This window comes from Psychrobacillus sp. BM2 (assembly GCF_048572895.1).
Lineage (GTDB): Bacteria > Bacillota > Bacilli > Bacillales_A > Planococcaceae > Psychrobacillus.
The window spans coordinates 2,390,707-2,407,470 of the sequence record NZ_CP183878.1 but is presented as its reverse complement, the minus strand read 5'-3'; the positions used below and the strand labels follow the sequence as shown (position 1 = coordinate 2,407,470).

Here is a 16,764-nt window from a genome sequence, read left to right as displayed (position 1 = left end):
TTAGAAATATAAAACGAAATCAGGTGAGTTGGCATGGCTAAAGATCAAGTGAAGACGGCAGAAGATGTGTTTGAAACACTCTTTACTTATATGAATGAAGATCATGTGAACTTTGTTAAGAAAGCTTATGCACTAGCAGAGCATGCACATAGAGAACAATTCCGAAATTCGGGTGAACCTTATATTCTACATCCTATTCAAGTAGCTGGTATTCTTGCTGATCTTCAAATGGATCCAGAAACCGTTGCTGCTGGTTTTTTACATGATGTAGTTGAAGATACAGATTATACTCGTGAAGATATAGTAGAGCAATTTAATGAAGAAGTGGCTCTGTTAGTAGAGGGCGTTACTAAACTAGGTAAGATTAAGTACATGTCTAAAGAAGAACAGCAAGCTGAAAATCATCGAAAAATGTTTATAGCAATGGCACAGGATATACGTATTATCCTTATTAAGCTTGCGGACCGTTTACATAATATGCGTACTTTGAAACATCTGCCTGAAGAAAAGCAACGCAGAATCTCCAATGAAACCTTAGAAATATTCGCACCACTCGCTCATCGACTTGGTATTTCAGCAATCAAATGGGAGTTAGAAGATACTGCATTACGATACCTAAATCCTCAACAATATTATCGAATTGTTAATTTCATGAAGAAAAAACGTACAGAACGTGAATCCTATTTAACTAATGTTATGGAAGATATACGAAAACAGTTAGTTGAAATGGAAGTTGAAGCGGATATATCTGGTCGACCAAAGCATATTTATAGTATTTATCGTAAAATGGTCGTCCAGAACAAACAATTTAACGAAATTTATGATTTACTGGCGATGCGGATCATTGTAGATAGCATTAAAGATTGTTATGCTGTCCTAGGAGTTATACATACGCTTTGGAAACCAATGCCTGGGCGTTTCAAAGATTATATAGCTATGCCTAAACAAAATTTATATCAATCGCTGCATACAACTGTTATAGGGCCAAATGGAGATCCTTTAGAGGTTCAAATCCGCACGGAAGAAATGCATAATATTGCAGAATTCGGGGTAGCTGCACACTGGGCATATAAAGAGGGTAAAAAAGTAGAAGCCGATAAAAAAACAATTGATTCTCAATTGACTTGGTTTAGAGAAATTTTAGAATATCAGCACGAATCTTCAAATGCGGAAGAATTTATGGAATCTTTAAAGTTTGATTTATTTTCTGATATGGTATATGTGTTCACACCTAAAGGAGACGTTGTAGAACTTCCTGCTAGCTCTGTTCCAATAGATTTTGCTTACCGGGTGCATTCAGAAGTTGGAAATAAAACAATTGGTGCAAAGGTTAACGGTAAAATGGTTCCACTTGATACGAAACTAAAAACAGGCGATATCATTGAAGTACTGACTTCCAAACAATCATTCGGTCCTAGTAGAGACTGGGTTAAAATAGCTCAATCATCTCAAGCGAAAAATAAGATCAAACAGTTCTTTAAGAAACAGTTACGTGATGAGAATGTTATCAAAGGGAAAGAGCAAGTAGAAAAAGAAATTAAATCACAAGACTTTGATATGAAAGAAGTACTAACTCCTGAAAATATAAAACGTGTATGTGATAAATATGCATTTACTGGAGAAGAAGACTTATATGCAGCTGTAGGATTTAATGGGATTACTGCGCAACAAGTGGTGAATCGATTAGCAGAAAAAATGCGGAAGATTCGAGATCAGGAAGAGGCATTAGAGAAAATAACAACCGAAATGCAGACGCCAACGGTCAACAAAACTACTGAATCAGGCGTGATCGTTAAAGGAATTGAGAATATGCTCATCCGCTTATCGCGCTGCTGTAGTCCAGTTCCAGGTGATGATATAGTTGGATTTATAACTAAAGGACGTGGAGTTTCAGTCCATCGCGCAGATTGTCCAAATGTACACAACGATGAGACACATTCACGAATCATTGAAGTAGAATGGGTAAAATCTGATACTCAAACGAAAAAAGAGTATCAAGTTGACATAGAAGTATCCGCATTTGATCGATCAGGCCTGTTGAATGAAGTTTTACAGGTAGTAAATGAATCTAAAACCAATATCGCCGCGGTAAACGGTAAGTCAGAAAATGATATTGCTATCATCCATTTAACTATCTTAATTTCGAATACTGCCCATTTAAACAGGGTAGCAGATCGAATAAAACAATTGCCGGATATATATTCTGTTCAACGGATTATAAATTAAAGCGTTATTTTAATGGAAAATTAACAGCGCCATAGTTAAAAGGAGCCTACGTTTTATGAAAGTATTGTTACAACGGTGTAAAAATGCAAGTGTTACAGTGGAAGGGCAAGTCACTGGAAAGATTGACAACGGTTATTTATTATTAGTTGGTATTACGGCAACCGACACCGAAAAAGAAATAGATTATTTAGTGGAGAAAGTTGTAGGTCTACGCTTATTTGAGGATACAGATGGGAAAATGAATCATTCTATCGAACAAGTCCGAGGAAGTATTCTGTCGGTATCACAATTTACTTTATATGCCGATACGAGAAAAGGGAGAAGACCGAGCTTTACCGATGCAGCCAGACCCGAAATAGCAAAGCCATTATGGGAACTTTTCAATGAAAAACTACAAGCAAAAGGTTTGCGAGTAGAAACTGGCGTCTTCGGTGCTATGATGGACGTTACATTTACAAACGATGGTCCGGTAACAATTATGTTAGAAGCTTAACTCCAAAAAAGTTGTATAAATTACTCTAATTGGGAGTAATTTGTACAACTTTTTTTATGAATAGAATATGGCGATAATACAGCAGATTTTTGTTTCAAGAGGACGCTTTCTAGCTAAGCGATGACATCAGCCTCCTTCGCTGCGGGGTCTTCGCCTTACACTTCAAACAATAAAGTGTATTACTCAAGAATAAATTTAGAACCAGCCTAACTCTTCTTCCAAAAAGCAGTACTAAATCAGTTCTAAAAGTTGAAGAAAGGCGAAGGACGAACAAACGCTATAAGATTACCGAAAAAGAGATGCTGGTTGTGACTTCAGTCACGACCAGCATCTCAATAAAAATTTGGCGGTAATAATATAGCAACAAGTCTATCCAAAGCACTACGAAAACGATGGAAACGGGGTGTGACCTACCAGTTAATCTAATTGAGCATCAAAGTACTTAATAATTCCATTATAAATACCATGAGTAGCTTGTTCACGATAGTTTTGAGTAGTTACATTCCGTTCTTCCGAAGGATTGCTTAAATACCCTAACTCTATTAAGATAGCTTTTTGTTTGTTTTCTCGTAAAACCAAATAATCACCTGGTTGAGTACCTCTATCCTTTAAGGAAATCATGTCACCAAGCCCGTTATGGACATACTTAGCCAATTCTTTTTGATAACTATGCATATAGTAGGTCGTGAAACCTCTAACTGAAGTATTTTCGATTGCATCATAGTGTAAGCTAATGAATGCATCAGCATCGACTTGGTGTCCTATGCTTACTCGTTTACGAAGGTCTACGTATTCGTCTGATTCTCTTGTCAAAATTACATTTGCACCAGCGGCTTGTAATTTAGATGAAAGTAATTCTGAAGTAATTAAAGTAATGTTTTTCTCATCTGTTCCAAGAGCGCCAGTTGTACCTCGGTCATTTCCACCATGACCTGCATCGATGACAATAGTTAGCCCTTTTAAGGTACCTTTTTTACGAGTGACATCCTTTTTCTTCTCTTTTTCCAAATTGCTATTATCTTCTGATTGCTCAGTTTCATTGGCTGTGGTAGATGAAGCAGATACTAACCAACTAGCTACAAAAGCTGTTTGTTCATTACCTAATGTGATTTTATACCAATCATTTATCTTCTCTGCTACTGGAAATGTAGTCCCAGCATCAGCTCTTGAAACGACTTCACTACTTGTTGTGCTATCTTTGCGAAGGTTTGTCCCATTATAGAGAATGGTAATAGTACCATTCTTTCCTTCAGTATTAATACTTTCAGAAGTAGAAGCAGTAGTAAAAGTTCCATAAAAGCTATATAGCCACCCTTTTTCTCCACTTTCAAGTTCTACTTGTACCCAATTATGATCAGAATCAACAACTGAAAATTGATCACCTTTATTAACCTGACCAATTTTTTTTGAAGTTAAATCTGCTTTTGAGCGAACATTTAGTGCATCGACGGATACTTCAAAGACATTTTCTGAAGAGCTCTTATCGCTCGTATCTTTGGTTACAGTTTGTTCAGTCACAGTGACGTAGGATTGATTGATCCAACCTTTTCGACCTTGAAAGTCTATTTCAATCCAATCTTCTTGAGATTTGTAGGCATTAGCAGAATCACCCTCTTGTAATTGACCTATAACTGCGGAAGAGGTAGTAGGTTCTGTTCGAACATTCAATCGATTTACTTTCGATACAATCTGCTTGTTTGCCAACTCAAGAGATTCTTTTGTTGTGTACCAGCTAGCTACCCAACCAGTAGAACTCCCAAAATTAACTTGAAGCCACTCATTTTCCTTGCCGATGACGTCTAATTTGTCATTTTTTGTAACAGCACCGATCGTATCGTATGTAAGGCCTGGACCTGATCGTACTTTTAACGAAGTAACATTTACGGTCACTTCATTCTCCTGTGCATTTACTTGTATGTATGGCATTAATAAACAAGCAGATAAAAAAATAATGGTCATTTTATGTATTATTTTAGCGTTCACCTGAATCACTCCTATCCCTATTGTAAATAGTCTAGCTGAAAAATTCTACCTTTTCTTCAAAAGGGTTGACTTATTTCTCTTGCATCATTAAGATAAAGTATAATCAAAAACTAAAACAAACCGATGACCGAAAAAGTAGCTGTCTAAAACGGATGACAAGAGAAGGAAAGACGTGGCTGAAATCTTTCCTACATACGCATTCAGTGAACAACATTCGAGAGGATTTTTGTCGAAAGAGATTTTTCTTTAGTAGGCAGAAACGGAACTGGTCGTTATCCAGAATTGAGAGGGTCAATATTTTTGACCAACTAGGGTGGAACCGCGGAAGCTTATATAAGCTCTCGTCCCTTGCTATTTTTAGCAAGGGATGAGGGCTTTTTTATATGTCTAGCTTCGGTGCCCAGCCCCTCGAGGTCGCTTTAGTTCCTCGGTCGAAAGGTTGGAAAAAGGCTTTCGATTCGGAGCTTCAAGCAGTGTCGAGGCTGAGCAGGGCGCTTACGCTTTTCTATTATGCATTCAAGAAAGGGGCAATTGCTATGGATATTAAAGTACCTAGAGGAACACAAGACATTTTGCCATCAGAAACTGGTAAGTGGCAAGCAGTTGAAGAGCTTATAAGAGAACAATGTCGTATGTATCAATACAAGGAGATTAGAACCCCTGTTTTTGAGCATACTGAATTATTTACTAGAAGCGTTGGGGATACGACGGATATTGTTCAAAAAGAAATGTACACCTTCCAAGACAGAGGGAATCGTTCCCTTACATTGCGACCAGAAGGTACAGCATCAGCGGTAAGAGCATTTGTAGAGCATAAAATGTTCGGTTACCCGGATCAGCCTGTGAAGCTTTACTATATGGGACCAATGTTCCGTTATGAGCGTCAACAGGCAGGTAGGTACCGTCAATTCGTACAGTTTGGTATTGAAGCAATAGGTAGTGCAGATCCAGCAATCGATGCGGAAGTTATTTCATTAGCAATGTCTGTCTATCAAAAAGCGGGATTGAAGAAGCTAAAGCTTGTTATAAATTCCCTAGGGGACACAGAAAGTAGAGTTTCACATAAAGCGGCACTAGTTAGTCACTTCGAACCGCATATTGAAGAGTTTTGCTCAGATTGTCAAAACAGATTACAAAAAAATCCACTTCGTATTTTGGATTGCAAAGTAGATCGTAACCATCCCTTGATGGAAACGGCACCTTCCTTAGCAGATTTTTTAAATGAAGAATCAGCTGCTTATTTCGAAAAAGTAAAAGAATACTTAACGATATTAAATATTCCATTTGAGGTAGATCCTAATCTGGTCCGTGGATTAGATTATTATAACCACACTGCTTTTGAAATTATGAGTGCTGCAGAAGGCTTTGGCGCAATTACAACACTAGCGGGCGGGGGAAGATATAACGGTCTAGTAGAAGAATTAGGTGGACCAGATGCTCCTGGAATAGGATTTGCGATGAGTATTGAAAGACTATTATTAGCGATTGAAGCGGAAAACAATGAATGGTCTGAGAAGTCGACATTAGATGTCTATGTAATAGGACTGGGTGAAGCAGCTAAGAAAAAAGCTGTTGAACTTACGTATCAACTTAGACAACAAAAAATTACAGCAGAGATGGATTATTTAGAACGCAAAATGAAAACACAAATGAAATCAGCCGACCGTTTAAAAGCAAAATTTGTATTAGTAATTGGCGATGATGAATTAGAAAAAGAAAGTGCTATGTTGAAGGATTTAGCAACTGGTAATCAAAATTTAGTTCCATTCAGTTCATTAATAGATCAAATAAAGACTAGTTCAACAAAGTTGGAGGCAGAGGAACAATGAGTAGAACACATACAAGTGGACAATTAAATGAACAACAAATCGGTGAATCGATCCAATTAATCGGATGGGTACAAAAGCGTAGAGATTTAGGCGGATTAATATTTGTAGATGTACGCGATCGCACAGGACTAGTTCAAGTAGTTTTTAATCCTGAATTTTCCGAATCAGCAATTCAAATTGCCGATAAATTGCGTAATGAATATATCATAGAGGTGAAAGGTACTGTAGTTGCACGTGCAACAAACCAGGTGAACAAAAATATTTCATCTGGGGCGATTGAAGTACATGCGAGTGATGCTCGTATTATTAACGAAGCTAAAAACCCTCCTTTTGCGATTGACAACCAAACGGATGTAGGTGAAGATATTCGTTTAAAATATCGCTATTTAGATTTAAGAAGACCAGTAATGTATGACACATTCAAAATGCGTTCAGATATTACTAAGACAGTAAGACGCTTCTTAGATGATGAAGGATTCTTAGAAGTAGAAACCCCGATTTTAACTAAATCTACCCCTGAAGGAGCACGCGATTATTTAGTGCCAAGTCGTGTCCATGATGGAGAATTTTATGCACTTCCACAATCACCACAGTTGTTCAAGCAACTTCTAATGGTTGGAGGATTTGAAAAATATTATCAAATAGCTCGATGCTTCCGTGATGAAGATTTACGTGCAGACCGTCAACCAGAATTTACTCAAATCGATATGGAAATGAGTTTCCTATCGATGGATGAAATTTTGGAAATGAATGAACGTATGATGAAAAAGGTTATGAAGGACGTTAAAGGTGTAGACGTTACCGTTCCTTTCAACCGTATGAATTATGATGAAGCGATGAATCGCTTTGGATCAGATAAACCGGATGTTCGTTTTGGACTAGAACTTGTTGATCTTTCGGAATTAGTGAAAGACAGCTCATTCAAGGTTTTCGCTTCCGCAGTAGAAGCTGGTGGGCAAGTGAAAGCGATTAATGTTAAAGGTGCAGCTGCTAATTATTCTCGTAAAGATATTGATGCACTTGGAGAATTCGCTGGAGTTTATGGTGCTAAAGGGCTTGCTTGGTTGAAAGTAGACGAAGAAGGGTTGAAGGGTCCAATTGCTAAATTCTTTGAAGGTGAAGCATCTACAAGCCTTATTCAAACATTAGGGGCAACTGCTGGAGATTTATTATTATTTGTTGCTGATAAAACATCTGTTGTGGCTGATGCATTAGGTGCATTACGTTTAAAACTTGGGAAAGAGCTTGAATTAATCGATGAATCGCGCTTTGAATTCTTATGGGTAGTAAACTGGCCATTATTCGAATACGATGAAAAAGAAGGTCGTTACTACGCAGCTCATCATCCGTTCACAAGACCTTTTGATGAAGACCTTCCATTAATGGATACGGATCCAAGTGAAGTACGTGCACAAGCGTATGACTTAGTATTGAACGGTTACGAATTAGGTGGAGGATCTCTACGTATATATTCTAGAGAAGTTCAAGAAAAAATGTTCGAGATACTTGGATTTTCAGATGAGGAAGCAAAAGCTCAATTTGGTTTCCTAATGGAAGCTTTTGAGTACGGAACGCCTCCTCATGGCGGTGTTGCATTTGGATTAGATAGATTAGTCATGCTTCTTTCTGGTAGTACAAATCTACGTGATACGATTGCATTCCCGAAAACAGCAAGTGCCAGCGACTTATTAACATCTGCACCTAGCCCAGTTGCAGAGGCTCAGTTAGATGAACTAAGCTTGAGTTTGAAATTGAAAACGAAGTAAATGACAGAAGGATTTGTCGTGTGTTTTATCACGATGAATCCTTTTTTTTAGTTTAAATTATTGTGAATTATAACTCTAGAATTATATCTATAAATTAATACTACTGATTTCCGTTTCAGGTGGGGACAAAGGAACGAAGGCTAAGTGCGCCACCTCCTGTGGCAAAGCCTTCGTGACCAACGTCCTGTTGGCCTCCGCGGGGGGAGCGATGAACCATCACCGTCGCTTGCGCGTCGATGTGATGTTTCATCTGTCTCCCTTCTCCCGCCGAGTCGCCACCTTTCACTACAATCCATTAGGTTGCGTAGTACTACATTATAAGATTTGGCAAAGCATATCGCTTAGATAATAAGATTAACTCCAGTTAATGTAGGGATAAAATGATTTGTACTCGCTGATGAAGTAGAAGTACTGTTATTCAATGATAGATGGTGGCAGACAATTTTATTTTACTAGTGGAAGTAGAGAAAAATAGTAAGTGTTCGCCAAGTAAAGAAGCGAAATAGCGAACGAAATTGTATCTTCGAGAGCTTGCTTTATGGGTAGTAGAGTATCTTTTCTCTAGTTATCCAAAACGGCACTAACCTGTTTCTAATAGTTGTAGGCGGGCGACGAATAGACAAACACTATAAAATTACCGAAAAAAGAAATGCTGGTCGTGACAACAGTCACGACCAGCATCTCCAAAAAACAACTGGTAATAGGTATAGCGATAAGTCTGTCCAAAGCCCTTCGAAAACGATAGAAACAGGTTTTGAAATAAAAGGGCTTGCGCTTTTCTTATAAACATATTTAAGTTGTTACTCAAATAATACTTACAATGTTTACATATAATCTCAATAGTACATATTCTTTTATTAAAGAGGGGTAGAAGATACTGATTATTGAGAAAGCGTTACTATTCATTATCATACTTAGATTACTTTCAGGAAGTATCGAGTTGTCTGCAGCAATGATGATGATAAAATTTAATGATTTAGAAAAAGCTTTTTATATTAACTCCATGTTAGCTTTAGTAGGTCCTGTTGTTTTAATAGTTACAACTGGCATAGGTTTAACTGGCTTATCTGAAAAAATATCATTAACAAGAATGGTCTGCTTATTTGCAGGTATTTTACTCATTCTTTATAGCTTAAAGTCGAACTGAAAATATAAAATGGACTGGTTAGCTTACGCTTTCCAGTTCATTATATTTATACTTTATGATTTTGTCCTTCGATTTCATCTACTTTTATAAGTTTCATGGCAAGAAAAAAGAGGGCGATCCCAATTACACCGGCAACAATATAACTAATATTAAGATAATTTTTCATAACTAGTGACATGATTGGTGGACCAGCTGCAACACCGATGAATCTGGCAGAACTATAAAAAGAAGAGATTGTGCCGCGCTCTTCTTTTTTTATATTTTCCGTAATAAGTGCATCTAATATTGGAAGCAAGGCACCGATGGCTATTCCCATTACACTTGTGATGATTAATAAGAGAATTAGTTTTTCTTTTGTAAATCCTATAAATACCACACTAATTGACATAGCTATTAAACAAATCATCGTCATTTTTTTCATAGTAGAAATATTTCCTTTTATATTTCGACCAGTTATATAAGAAGCAATACAAAGCATAAGAAGTGGAATTGCTAAGACAAATCCTTTTTTTATTCCTTTTATATCATGCGTTTTTTCAAGCATTTCGGATAGGAAAAACAAAACGCCGAATAATAAAAGCATGACAAAAGCACCGTTTATAAATACAGTTAAAAGCCATTTTCCTTCTTTTTTAAATGTCTTTTTTGTGTTACTCAAAAAGTTTTTGAATTTTATTGGTTCATCTTTTTCCTTTGGTACTTTTACAAAGAAAAATATCATCACGATGGAAATTAAACTAAAAATCGAAATTGAAAAGAATGGTAAAAACCATAATACTGCTGCTAAGACTGATCCAAGAATAGGGCTTAAAACCTTGCCAAAGGTGTTGGAGGTTTCTATAATCCCGAGACAGGAACTGGTTTTTTCATCGTCATCCTTATATAAATCTCCGACAAGCGGCAATACTATTGGCATGGCACCTGCAGCTCCAATACCTTGAAGGATTCTTCCTATAATAATCCAAAAAAAAGGGTCGTCTATTTTCCACGAGGCAAAACCGGCGATAAGACCTCCGAGCAATGCCAATATCAAGCTTGGTAAAATGACGATCTTTCTCCCAAAACGATCGGATAGGTATCCCGCCACTGGTATAAGAAAAATAGCTGCAATTGAATAACTGGTAATAATCATACTTGACTGGAATGAACTGATACCTACCTTTTTTTCTAAAATAGGCAAAATAGGAATCAGCATAGAATTACCAAGTGTCATGACGAGTGGAATAGAGGCCATACTTATAACGCACCATATACTTACATGATCATTTTGACTATTATTCATTATAATTTACACACCTCAACTAATGATCTTTAAGGTATGTTTTCCTTATAGACCTACAATATACGTTTTTTTAAAACTTGCTAAAACAGGGCTTGAAAAGCTTGCATCCCAAAATAAATACCAAAACCAATCATACATAAAGAAGAAATAAAAGAAACGGCTTTTAATAGAGGAGGGGACAGTAAATTTCTTGACCTGCTTGATAAGAAGGCCATTATAAAGTCTACAAGCCCAATACCAACTAATATAGCTATACTAATGATAATCGTTTCAATACCGGATATTTCACTGCCACCACTCACTAAAATAGATCCGTAAATACCTATCCAAAATAGAATTGTTAAAGGATTTAAAAAAGCCATGAGCAAACCAGCTAATATAGAGTGCCGGTATCTAACAATTTTTCGGAACTTCGGGTCCATAGAAATATTGTTTAACGTCAATAAATTTTCAATTCCCGTATACATAAGTACAAAAAAACCGAAGCACCATAAAAATATCCGCATATAGGGCGAATCGATAAACTGACCTACCCCAAAGTAAACCATAAGCATATAAATTATGTCTGTTACTATTGCCCCAAGCCCAAAAAACCATGCATGGAAAAAACCATTTTTTATACCCGTATTTAAGAGCGTTGCTTTAACGGGTCCAATAGGTGCTGCCAAGGATATGCCTAATAAGAAATATGTACTTAACGAATTCATTCATGTCCTCCATTTTTGTTGTATGATGCATCATATTCATAATGGACTAACCTTACAACTTACGGTACTAAATATTATAAAGAATAAGCTAAACGGAAATAATTCTATTTACCTATTATTCAGAATAGTTAGTAAAGTAAGGGAGAAAATGATTGAAGTTTCACGATTCATGTGCTATTATACAAATAACACGAATCCTGATGTGTTCGCAATTTGCCAATCAGTTTTGACCGAACAATTATATCGTTGGGAGTCTAACTTTTATTATGAATGACATGCCTTTAATCGGGACGCCAGGATTAATAAAGAGGACACCCACCTGCTTCTTGCGGGTTCAAAACGATAAGCTTTATTTGTCGGCACGATTGGGATTCGTATCATTTCTTTAAAATCCTCTGGCGTATTTGCTGGAGGTTTTTTCTTGCGGTTTATCCCTACTAATCTGATTTAAAATGGAGTGTTTTTAAAATGTTACATCAATTTTCTAGAAACGAACTTGCAATAGGTAAAGAAGGAATAGATTTATTGAAAGGTACTACTGTTGCTATATTGGGTGTAGGAGGCGTTGGATCTTTCGCAGCTGAAGCTTGTGCACGTAGCGGTGTCGGACGAATTATATTAGTAGATAAAGATAATGTAGATATTACTAATATTAACCGTCAATTAGTAGCTTATATGTCAACGATCGGACGTTCAAAATCAGAAGTGATGAAGGAACGGATTGCTGACATAAATCCTGAATGTGAAGTAATAGATATGCATATGTTTTATACAGAAGAAACATATGAGCAATTTTTTGCGATGAATATTGATTATGTCATCGATGCCTCTGATACAATCATTTATAAAATTCACTTGATGAAAGAATGCTTAAAACGTAATATCAAAATTATTTCAAGTATGGGTGCTGCAAACAAAACGGATCCAACTCGCTTTAGAATTGTAGATATTTCTAAAACACACACGGATCCCATTGCAAAAGTAATACGTACAAAGTTGCGCAAAGAGGACCGCATTACAAAAGGAATTCCAGTTGTATTTTCGGATGAGAGTCCAATTGTAGTAAGAGAAGATGTAGTTGAAACGGTAGGGAAACCAGAAGCAGCTATTAGAAAAGCTAAAATGCCGCCTTCTTCAAATGCATTTGTTCCATCAACAGTTGGTTTAATATGTGCAAGCTGGGTGATAAACGACATTTCAAAAGATATTCATATTAATCGGGTGCAGTAATTGCTTGAAGTTTTTTCCTGATGATTTATACTAAATTTATATAAACAAGGAGGGAAATACAATGACTGAAACAAATAACCAAGAAGCACCTAAAAAGAAAATGACACTTCAAGAAGCTGTTAAGCAAAAGCTTGAAGAGAAAAAGAATCAATCTGCAGGTGGTAAAACTTCCCTTAACGGTTCTACTGGAAATCAGAAAATGAAAAGCCAGCAAACTAAAAAGGTTAGTAATACTAGACGTAAAATGGGTGTTTAAACCCCAAAAAATTCAGTCCCTACAAGGACTGGATTTTTTCATTTCTAAAATTTAAAGTTTTGTGCCTGGAACTAAGATATCCAGGTATTTTGAAATATAAGATCTATACAATGATACTACTGATTTCCGTTTTAGGTGGGGACAAAGGAACGAAGGCTAAGTGCGCCACCTCCTGTGGCAAAGCCTTCGTGACCAACGTCCTGTTGGCCTCCGCGGGGGGAGCGATGAGCCATCACCGTCGCTCACGCGTCGGTTGTGATGTCTCATCTGTCTCACTCATCCCGCTGGAGTCGCCACCTTCCACTACACAATTTAATAAGTAGTAGTACTCAACATAAGATATAGCAAGCTTATTGCTTAGATGATAAGAGTAGTCAAAGTAATAAAGGGATAAATTCGACTGTTGAAGTAGGGATACTATTCTGTAATGAAGGATTAGGAAAATAGATTTTCTTTTATACTAGTGGAAATATAGCGAAATAGTAAGTGTTCACAAAATAAAGAAGCGAAATAGCGAACGAAATTGCATCTTCGAGAGCTTCCTCTATGAATAGGAAAGTAGCTTTTCTCTAGTTATCCAAAAATGCACTACCCTGTTTCTAAGAGTTGTAGAAGGGCGGCGGACAGGCAAACGCCATAAGATTACCGAAAAAAAGGGATATTGGTTGTGACGGACGTCACGACCAATATCCCTAAAAATCCCCTCGATAATCTTATAGTAAAATGTCTGTCCAAAGCCCTTCGGAAACGATAGAAACAGGTTTTGAACTTAAAGGACCGTGCGTATTTATGCCGGCTTTTTCTAGTTACTTATTTTTCTGTTTTAAATTTCTCTAATCGCTTATAAATAGCGGCTAGTCTTTTTTCTTCACCAGCTTCAATTGGTTTATAGAAGGTACTTCCTACAAGATTATCTGGCAGGTAGGTTTGATTGACCCAGCCTCCAAATGTACCAATTTTATAATCATGCGGGTAAATATAGCCGCCATGACCTAAATCAGCAGCTCCTGCATAATGCGTATCTTTTAAGTGACTTGGGATATCACCAGTTTTCCCTTGGTGAATACTAGCGATTGCTGCATCTAAAGCCGAGTATGCAGAATTGGACTTCTCGGACAAACACATTAAGACTACTGCATTAGCTAAAGGTATTCTTGCTTCTGGTAATCCTAATCGTTCTGCAGATTGAATAGCAGCTAAAACTTGTGGTCCAACAGATGGGTTCGCAAGTCCAATATCTTCATAGCCCATCACCAGTAACCGTCTTGATACGGCTACTAAATCTCCATTTTCCAATAAGTGTGCTAAATAATATAGAGCAGCATCCGTATCACTTCCACGGACGGATTTCTGTAAAGCTGAAAGCAAATTATAAAAATGGGAACCTTTTTTATCTCCAAAAACTCCAACCCGATCGACAAGACTTTTTAAGGTGGAATCCTCTACAATGGTTACTCCATTTTCTTCGAAACTTGCAAAGATAGTAGATTCTAATAGGGTTAAGGCTTTTCTAGCATCCCCATTAGCGGCATCTGCTATTAGTTTTCTTTGTGGCTCCGTTATTTGAATGTTCATTTGTCCAAGGCCTTTTATTTTATCTTCCAACGCTCTTATTAAAAGTGAATCTATGTCATCTGTTGTTAATCTTTTAAGTTGTTTTATCTCCCCACAACGTGATCTTATTGCTGGATTTACATCATGGTAGGGGTTTTCGGTTGTTGCACCGATTAAAATAATCGATCCATTTTCTACATGGGGAAGCAATGTATCCTGCTGTAGCTTATTGAAACGATGAATTTCATCAAGGAATAAAATAACCTTTCCACTAATACGTGCATCCGCTACTACATCTTCCACGTCTTTTTTTCCCGCTTTTGTTGCATTCAATGCAACAAAGGGTAACTTGGTCGTGCCAGCTATGGCGAAAGCAAGTGAAGTTTTGCCAACTCCAGGATCACCATATAAAAGCATAGAGGGTACATGTCCATTTTTTATCATTTTATATAAAGCGGTATTTTCTCCGATAACATGCTGTTGTCCAGCGAGTTCATCAATAGTTTGAGGTCTCATCCGATATGCTAAAGGTTCATTTTGCACAATGATCTCTCCTTTTTCGTACATTTGTTCTTTTATTATATAGAAGATTGTCTAAAAAGTCATTTTGAAGTCGTTATAGTGTGTAATTATGCTATACTAGGGAAAGAATTTTTTTAATCTTATGAGGTGAATTATATTGAAATTTTCAACAAAGGGAAGATACGGTTTAACGATAATAGTGGCTCTAGGTAAGCAGTACGGAGAAGGTCCGATTGCCCTTCGCCAAATTGCTGCTGAATATAATTTGTCTGAAGCGTATTTAGAGCAGATTGTGTCTCCTTTAAGAAATGCAGGACTTGTGAAGAGTGTAAGGGGAGCATATGGTGGTTATATGCTATCAAAAACACCAAGTGAAATTACAGCAGGAGATGTTATTCGAGTTTTGGAGGGGCCAATTCAAATCGTCGAGGGAATTGAAGAGGAAGCACCGCCACAGCGAGAATTATGGATGCGTATCCGAGATGCAGTAAAAAATGTACTAGATACTACTACGATAGAAGACCTTGCAAAATACACTGAGGAAGATCCAGAGAACGCTGGATATATGTTTTATATATAAGGAGTTTAAAATGACTAGAATATATTTGGATCATGCAGCCACAACACCGATGGCCGAAGAAGTAATTCAAGTCTATACGGCTGAAATGAAGGAAGAGTTCGGAAATCCATCTAGCATCCATCAAACTGGAAGAAAAGCCAGAAAAAAAGTGGATGATGCTAGAACAATTTTAGCTAAAAGTATTGGAGCCCATGAAACGGAAATTACAATTACGAGCGGCGGTACAGAAGCAGATAATTATGCTGTCTTTGGAACGGCTTATGCAAGAAAAAACGAAGGTAAACATATTATTACAACAGTAATTGAACATCATGCTGTGCTTCACGCTTGTGAACAACTTGAAAAAGATGGTTTTGAAGTAACTTATCTTCCGGTAGATAAAAATGGATTGGTCAGTATCAATGACTTGAAAAATTCACTAAGAGAAGATACTATTTTAGTTTCCATTATGTATGCAAATAATGAGGTGGGGGTTATTCAACCTATCGCTGAAATTGGAGAGCTATTGAAGGATCACCCAGCCTATTTCCATACAGATGCTGTACAAGCATATGGAAGTTTATCAATAGATGTTCAACCATCTCATATTGATTTACTAAGTGTTTCCAGTCATAAGATAAATGGACCTAAAGGGATAGGCTTTTTATTTCAACGAAAAGGTGTTTCTCTAAAGCCTATTTTTTACGGAGGACAGCAAGAGCGGAAAAAACGGGCAGGTACGGAAAATGTGCCAGCAATTGTTGCATTTGCAAAGGCAGTTCAATTGAAACAGTTAGCTATTACAGAGGGTATTCTAGCTTATAGCCAGTTAAAGCAAGTTTTTCTAGCCGAATTGGAAAGACTAGGCGTTCCATTTAAAGTTAATGGCTCTCAGGAATCTGTGCTTCCACATGTTTTAAATATTAGTATCCCTAATACAGATGTGGAGACTTTTTTAGTGCAGTTAGATTTAGCAGGAATTGACGCATCTAGCGGCTCTGCTTGTACTGCCGGTTCGATAGATCCGTCTCATGTACTAGTAGCTATGTATGGAGAAGCTACTCCAGAGCTGCGTAATTCAGTTCGTTTTAGCTTTGGATTGAACAATACAGAAGAGCAAGTGATGGAAGCTACAAAGAAAATAAGTAAGATAGTATTATAAATCAAACTCCACTAAAGGCTTAACTTCATTTAGATTGAGTTTGCATTT

13 protein-coding genes, 1 other RNA gene and 1 other annotated feature are annotated in these 16,764 nt (G+C 37.1%); of the genes, 10 read left to right on the top strand and 4 right to left on the bottom strand.

Features of this window, described 5'->3' with window-relative positions; genetic code table 11:
- Window positions 1-33: 33 nt before the first annotated feature.
- Together ACN6MX_RS11770 and dtd are read left to right on the top strand one after the other, a co-directional pair.
- Window positions 34-2,226 carry a RelA/SpoT family protein gene (locus ACN6MX_RS11770; protein WP_419959100.1) on the top strand — a complete coding sequence of 731 codons (2,193 nt, stop codon included), beginning with the start codon at window positions 34-36 and terminating at the stop codon, window positions 2,224-2,226.
- 55 nt (window positions 2,227-2,281) lie between these two features.
- Window positions 2,282-2,719, top strand: coding sequence for a D-aminoacyl-tRNA deacylase (dtd, locus tag ACN6MX_RS11765; protein WP_419959099.1), 438 nt, complete (start codon window positions 2,282-2,284; stop codon window positions 2,717-2,719).
- 417 nt (window positions 2,720-3,136) lie between these two features.
- Here the strand turns inward: dtd and ACN6MX_RS11760 are convergent, their stop codons facing one another.
- Window positions 3,137-4,702, bottom strand: a complete 1,566-nt coding sequence (locus tag ACN6MX_RS11760) for an SH3 domain-containing protein (protein WP_419959098.1) — start codon at window positions 4,700-4,702, stop codon at window positions 3,137-3,139.
- Between the two features lie 114 nt (window positions 4,703-4,816).
- Window positions 4,817-5,054 (top strand) — a binding site (T-box leader).
- 184 nt (window positions 5,055-5,238) lie between these two features.
- Here ACN6MX_RS11760 and hisS point away from each other — a divergent pair.
- The 3 genes from hisS to ACN6MX_RS11745 all read left to right on the top strand — a co-directional run bounded on the left by hisS (window position 5,239) and on the right by ACN6MX_RS11745 (window position 9,444).
- The gene (hisS, locus tag ACN6MX_RS11755) at window positions 5,239-6,531 is read left to right on the top strand and encodes a histidine--tRNA ligase (protein WP_419959097.1); all 1,293 of its coding nucleotides are present in this window, start codon (window positions 5,239-5,241) and stop codon (window positions 6,529-6,531) included.
- Entirely contained in the window at window positions 6,528-8,297 is a 1,770-nt protein-coding gene (aspS, locus tag ACN6MX_RS11750; protein ID WP_419959096.1) for an aspartate--tRNA ligase, read from the top strand. The genes hisS and aspS overlap by 4 nt, the downstream gene beginning before the upstream one ends.
- Before the next feature lie 874 nt (window positions 8,298-9,171).
- The gene (locus tag ACN6MX_RS11745; RefSeq protein WP_419962612.1) at window positions 9,172-9,444 is read left to right on the top strand and encodes a YqhV family protein; all 273 of its coding nucleotides are present in this window, start codon (window positions 9,172-9,174) and stop codon (window positions 9,442-9,444) included.
- Between the two features lie 46 nt (window positions 9,445-9,490).
- Here the strand turns inward: ACN6MX_RS11745 and ACN6MX_RS11740 are convergent, their stop codons facing one another.
- Window positions 9,491-10,726: an MFS transporter gene (locus tag ACN6MX_RS11740; RefSeq protein ID WP_419959095.1), complete on the bottom strand. Its 1,236-nt coding sequence runs from the start codon at window positions 10,724-10,726 to the stop codon at window positions 9,491-9,493.
- A gap of 80 nt (window positions 10,727-10,806) precedes the next feature.
- Window positions 10,807-11,433, bottom strand: a complete 627-nt coding sequence (locus ACN6MX_RS11735) for a LysE family transporter (protein WP_419959094.1) — start codon at window positions 11,431-11,433, stop codon at window positions 10,807-10,809.
- 191 nt (window positions 11,434-11,624) lie between these two features.
- Here ACN6MX_RS11735 and ssrS point away from each other — a divergent pair.
- The 3 genes from ssrS to ACN6MX_RS11720 all read left to right on the top strand — a co-directional run bounded on the left by ssrS (window position 11,625) and on the right by ACN6MX_RS11720 (window position 12,919).
- A non-coding RNA gene (gene ssrS, locus ACN6MX_RS11730) (6S RNA) lies at window positions 11,625-11,809 on the top strand.
- Between the two features lie 92 nt (window positions 11,810-11,901).
- Window positions 11,902-12,663 (top strand): tRNA threonylcarbamoyladenosine dehydratase, encoded by a 762-nt coding sequence (locus tag ACN6MX_RS11725; RefSeq protein ID WP_419959093.1) that lies wholly within the window; start codon window positions 11,902-11,904, stop codon window positions 12,661-12,663.
- A gap of 61 nt (window positions 12,664-12,724) precedes the next feature.
- Window positions 12,725-12,919, top strand: coding sequence for a hypothetical protein (locus ACN6MX_RS11720; RefSeq protein ID WP_090563934.1), 195 nt, complete (start codon window positions 12,725-12,727; stop codon window positions 12,917-12,919).
- A gap of 810 nt (window positions 12,920-13,729) precedes the next feature.
- On the opposite strand, the gene ACN6MX_RS11715 is transcribed toward ACN6MX_RS11720, so the two are convergent.
- Entirely contained in the window at window positions 13,730-15,016 is a 1,287-nt protein-coding gene (locus tag ACN6MX_RS11715) for a replication-associated recombination protein A (protein ID WP_419959092.1), read from the bottom strand.
- 136 nt (window positions 15,017-15,152) lie between these two features.
- Between ACN6MX_RS11715 and cymR the strand changes: the two genes are divergently transcribed.
- Window positions 15,153-15,575, top strand: a complete 423-nt coding sequence (gene cymR, locus ACN6MX_RS11710) for a cysteine metabolism transcriptional regulator CymR (RefSeq protein ID WP_419959091.1) — start codon at window positions 15,153-15,155, stop codon at window positions 15,573-15,575.
- A 10-nt stretch (window positions 15,576-15,585) separates the two neighbouring features.
- Entirely contained in the window at window positions 15,586-16,716 is a 1,131-nt protein-coding gene (locus tag ACN6MX_RS11705) for a cysteine desulfurase family protein (RefSeq protein WP_419959090.1), read from the top strand.
- Window positions 16,717-16,764 lie beyond the last annotated feature (48 nt).

What these genes read in the sequence shown, in the direction of transcription:
- aspS (WP_419959096.1), top strand. Translation starts at nt 6,528, where the DNA reads ATGAGTAGAACACATACAAGTGGACAATTAAATGAACAACAAATCGGT.
- ACN6MX_RS11735 (WP_419959094.1), bottom strand. Translation starts at nt 11,433, where the DNA reads ATGAATTCGTTAAGTACATATTTCTTATTAGGCATATCCTTGGCAGCA.
- ACN6MX_RS11740 (WP_419959095.1), bottom strand. Translation starts at nt 10,726, where the DNA reads ATGAATAATAGTCAAAATGATCATGTAAGTATATGGTGCGTTATAAGT.
- ACN6MX_RS11720 (WP_090563934.1), top strand. Translation starts at nt 12,725, where the DNA reads ATGACTGAAACAAATAACCAAGAAGCACCTAAAAAGAAAATGACACTT.
- ACN6MX_RS11770 (WP_419959100.1), top strand. Translation starts at nt 34, where the DNA reads ATGGCTAAAGATCAAGTGAAGACGGCAGAAGATGTGTTTGAAACACTC.
- dtd (WP_419959099.1), top strand. Translation starts at nt 2,282, where the DNA reads ATGAAAGTATTGTTACAACGGTGTAAAAATGCAAGTGTTACAGTGGAA.
- hisS (WP_419959097.1), top strand. Translation starts at nt 5,239, where the DNA reads ATGGATATTAAAGTACCTAGAGGAACACAAGACATTTTGCCATCAGAA.
- ACN6MX_RS11725 (WP_419959093.1), top strand. Translation starts at nt 11,902, where the DNA reads ATGTTACATCAATTTTCTAGAAACGAACTTGCAATAGGTAAAGAAGGA.
- ACN6MX_RS11705 (WP_419959090.1), top strand. Translation starts at nt 15,586, where the DNA reads ATGACTAGAATATATTTGGATCATGCAGCCACAACACCGATGGCCGAA.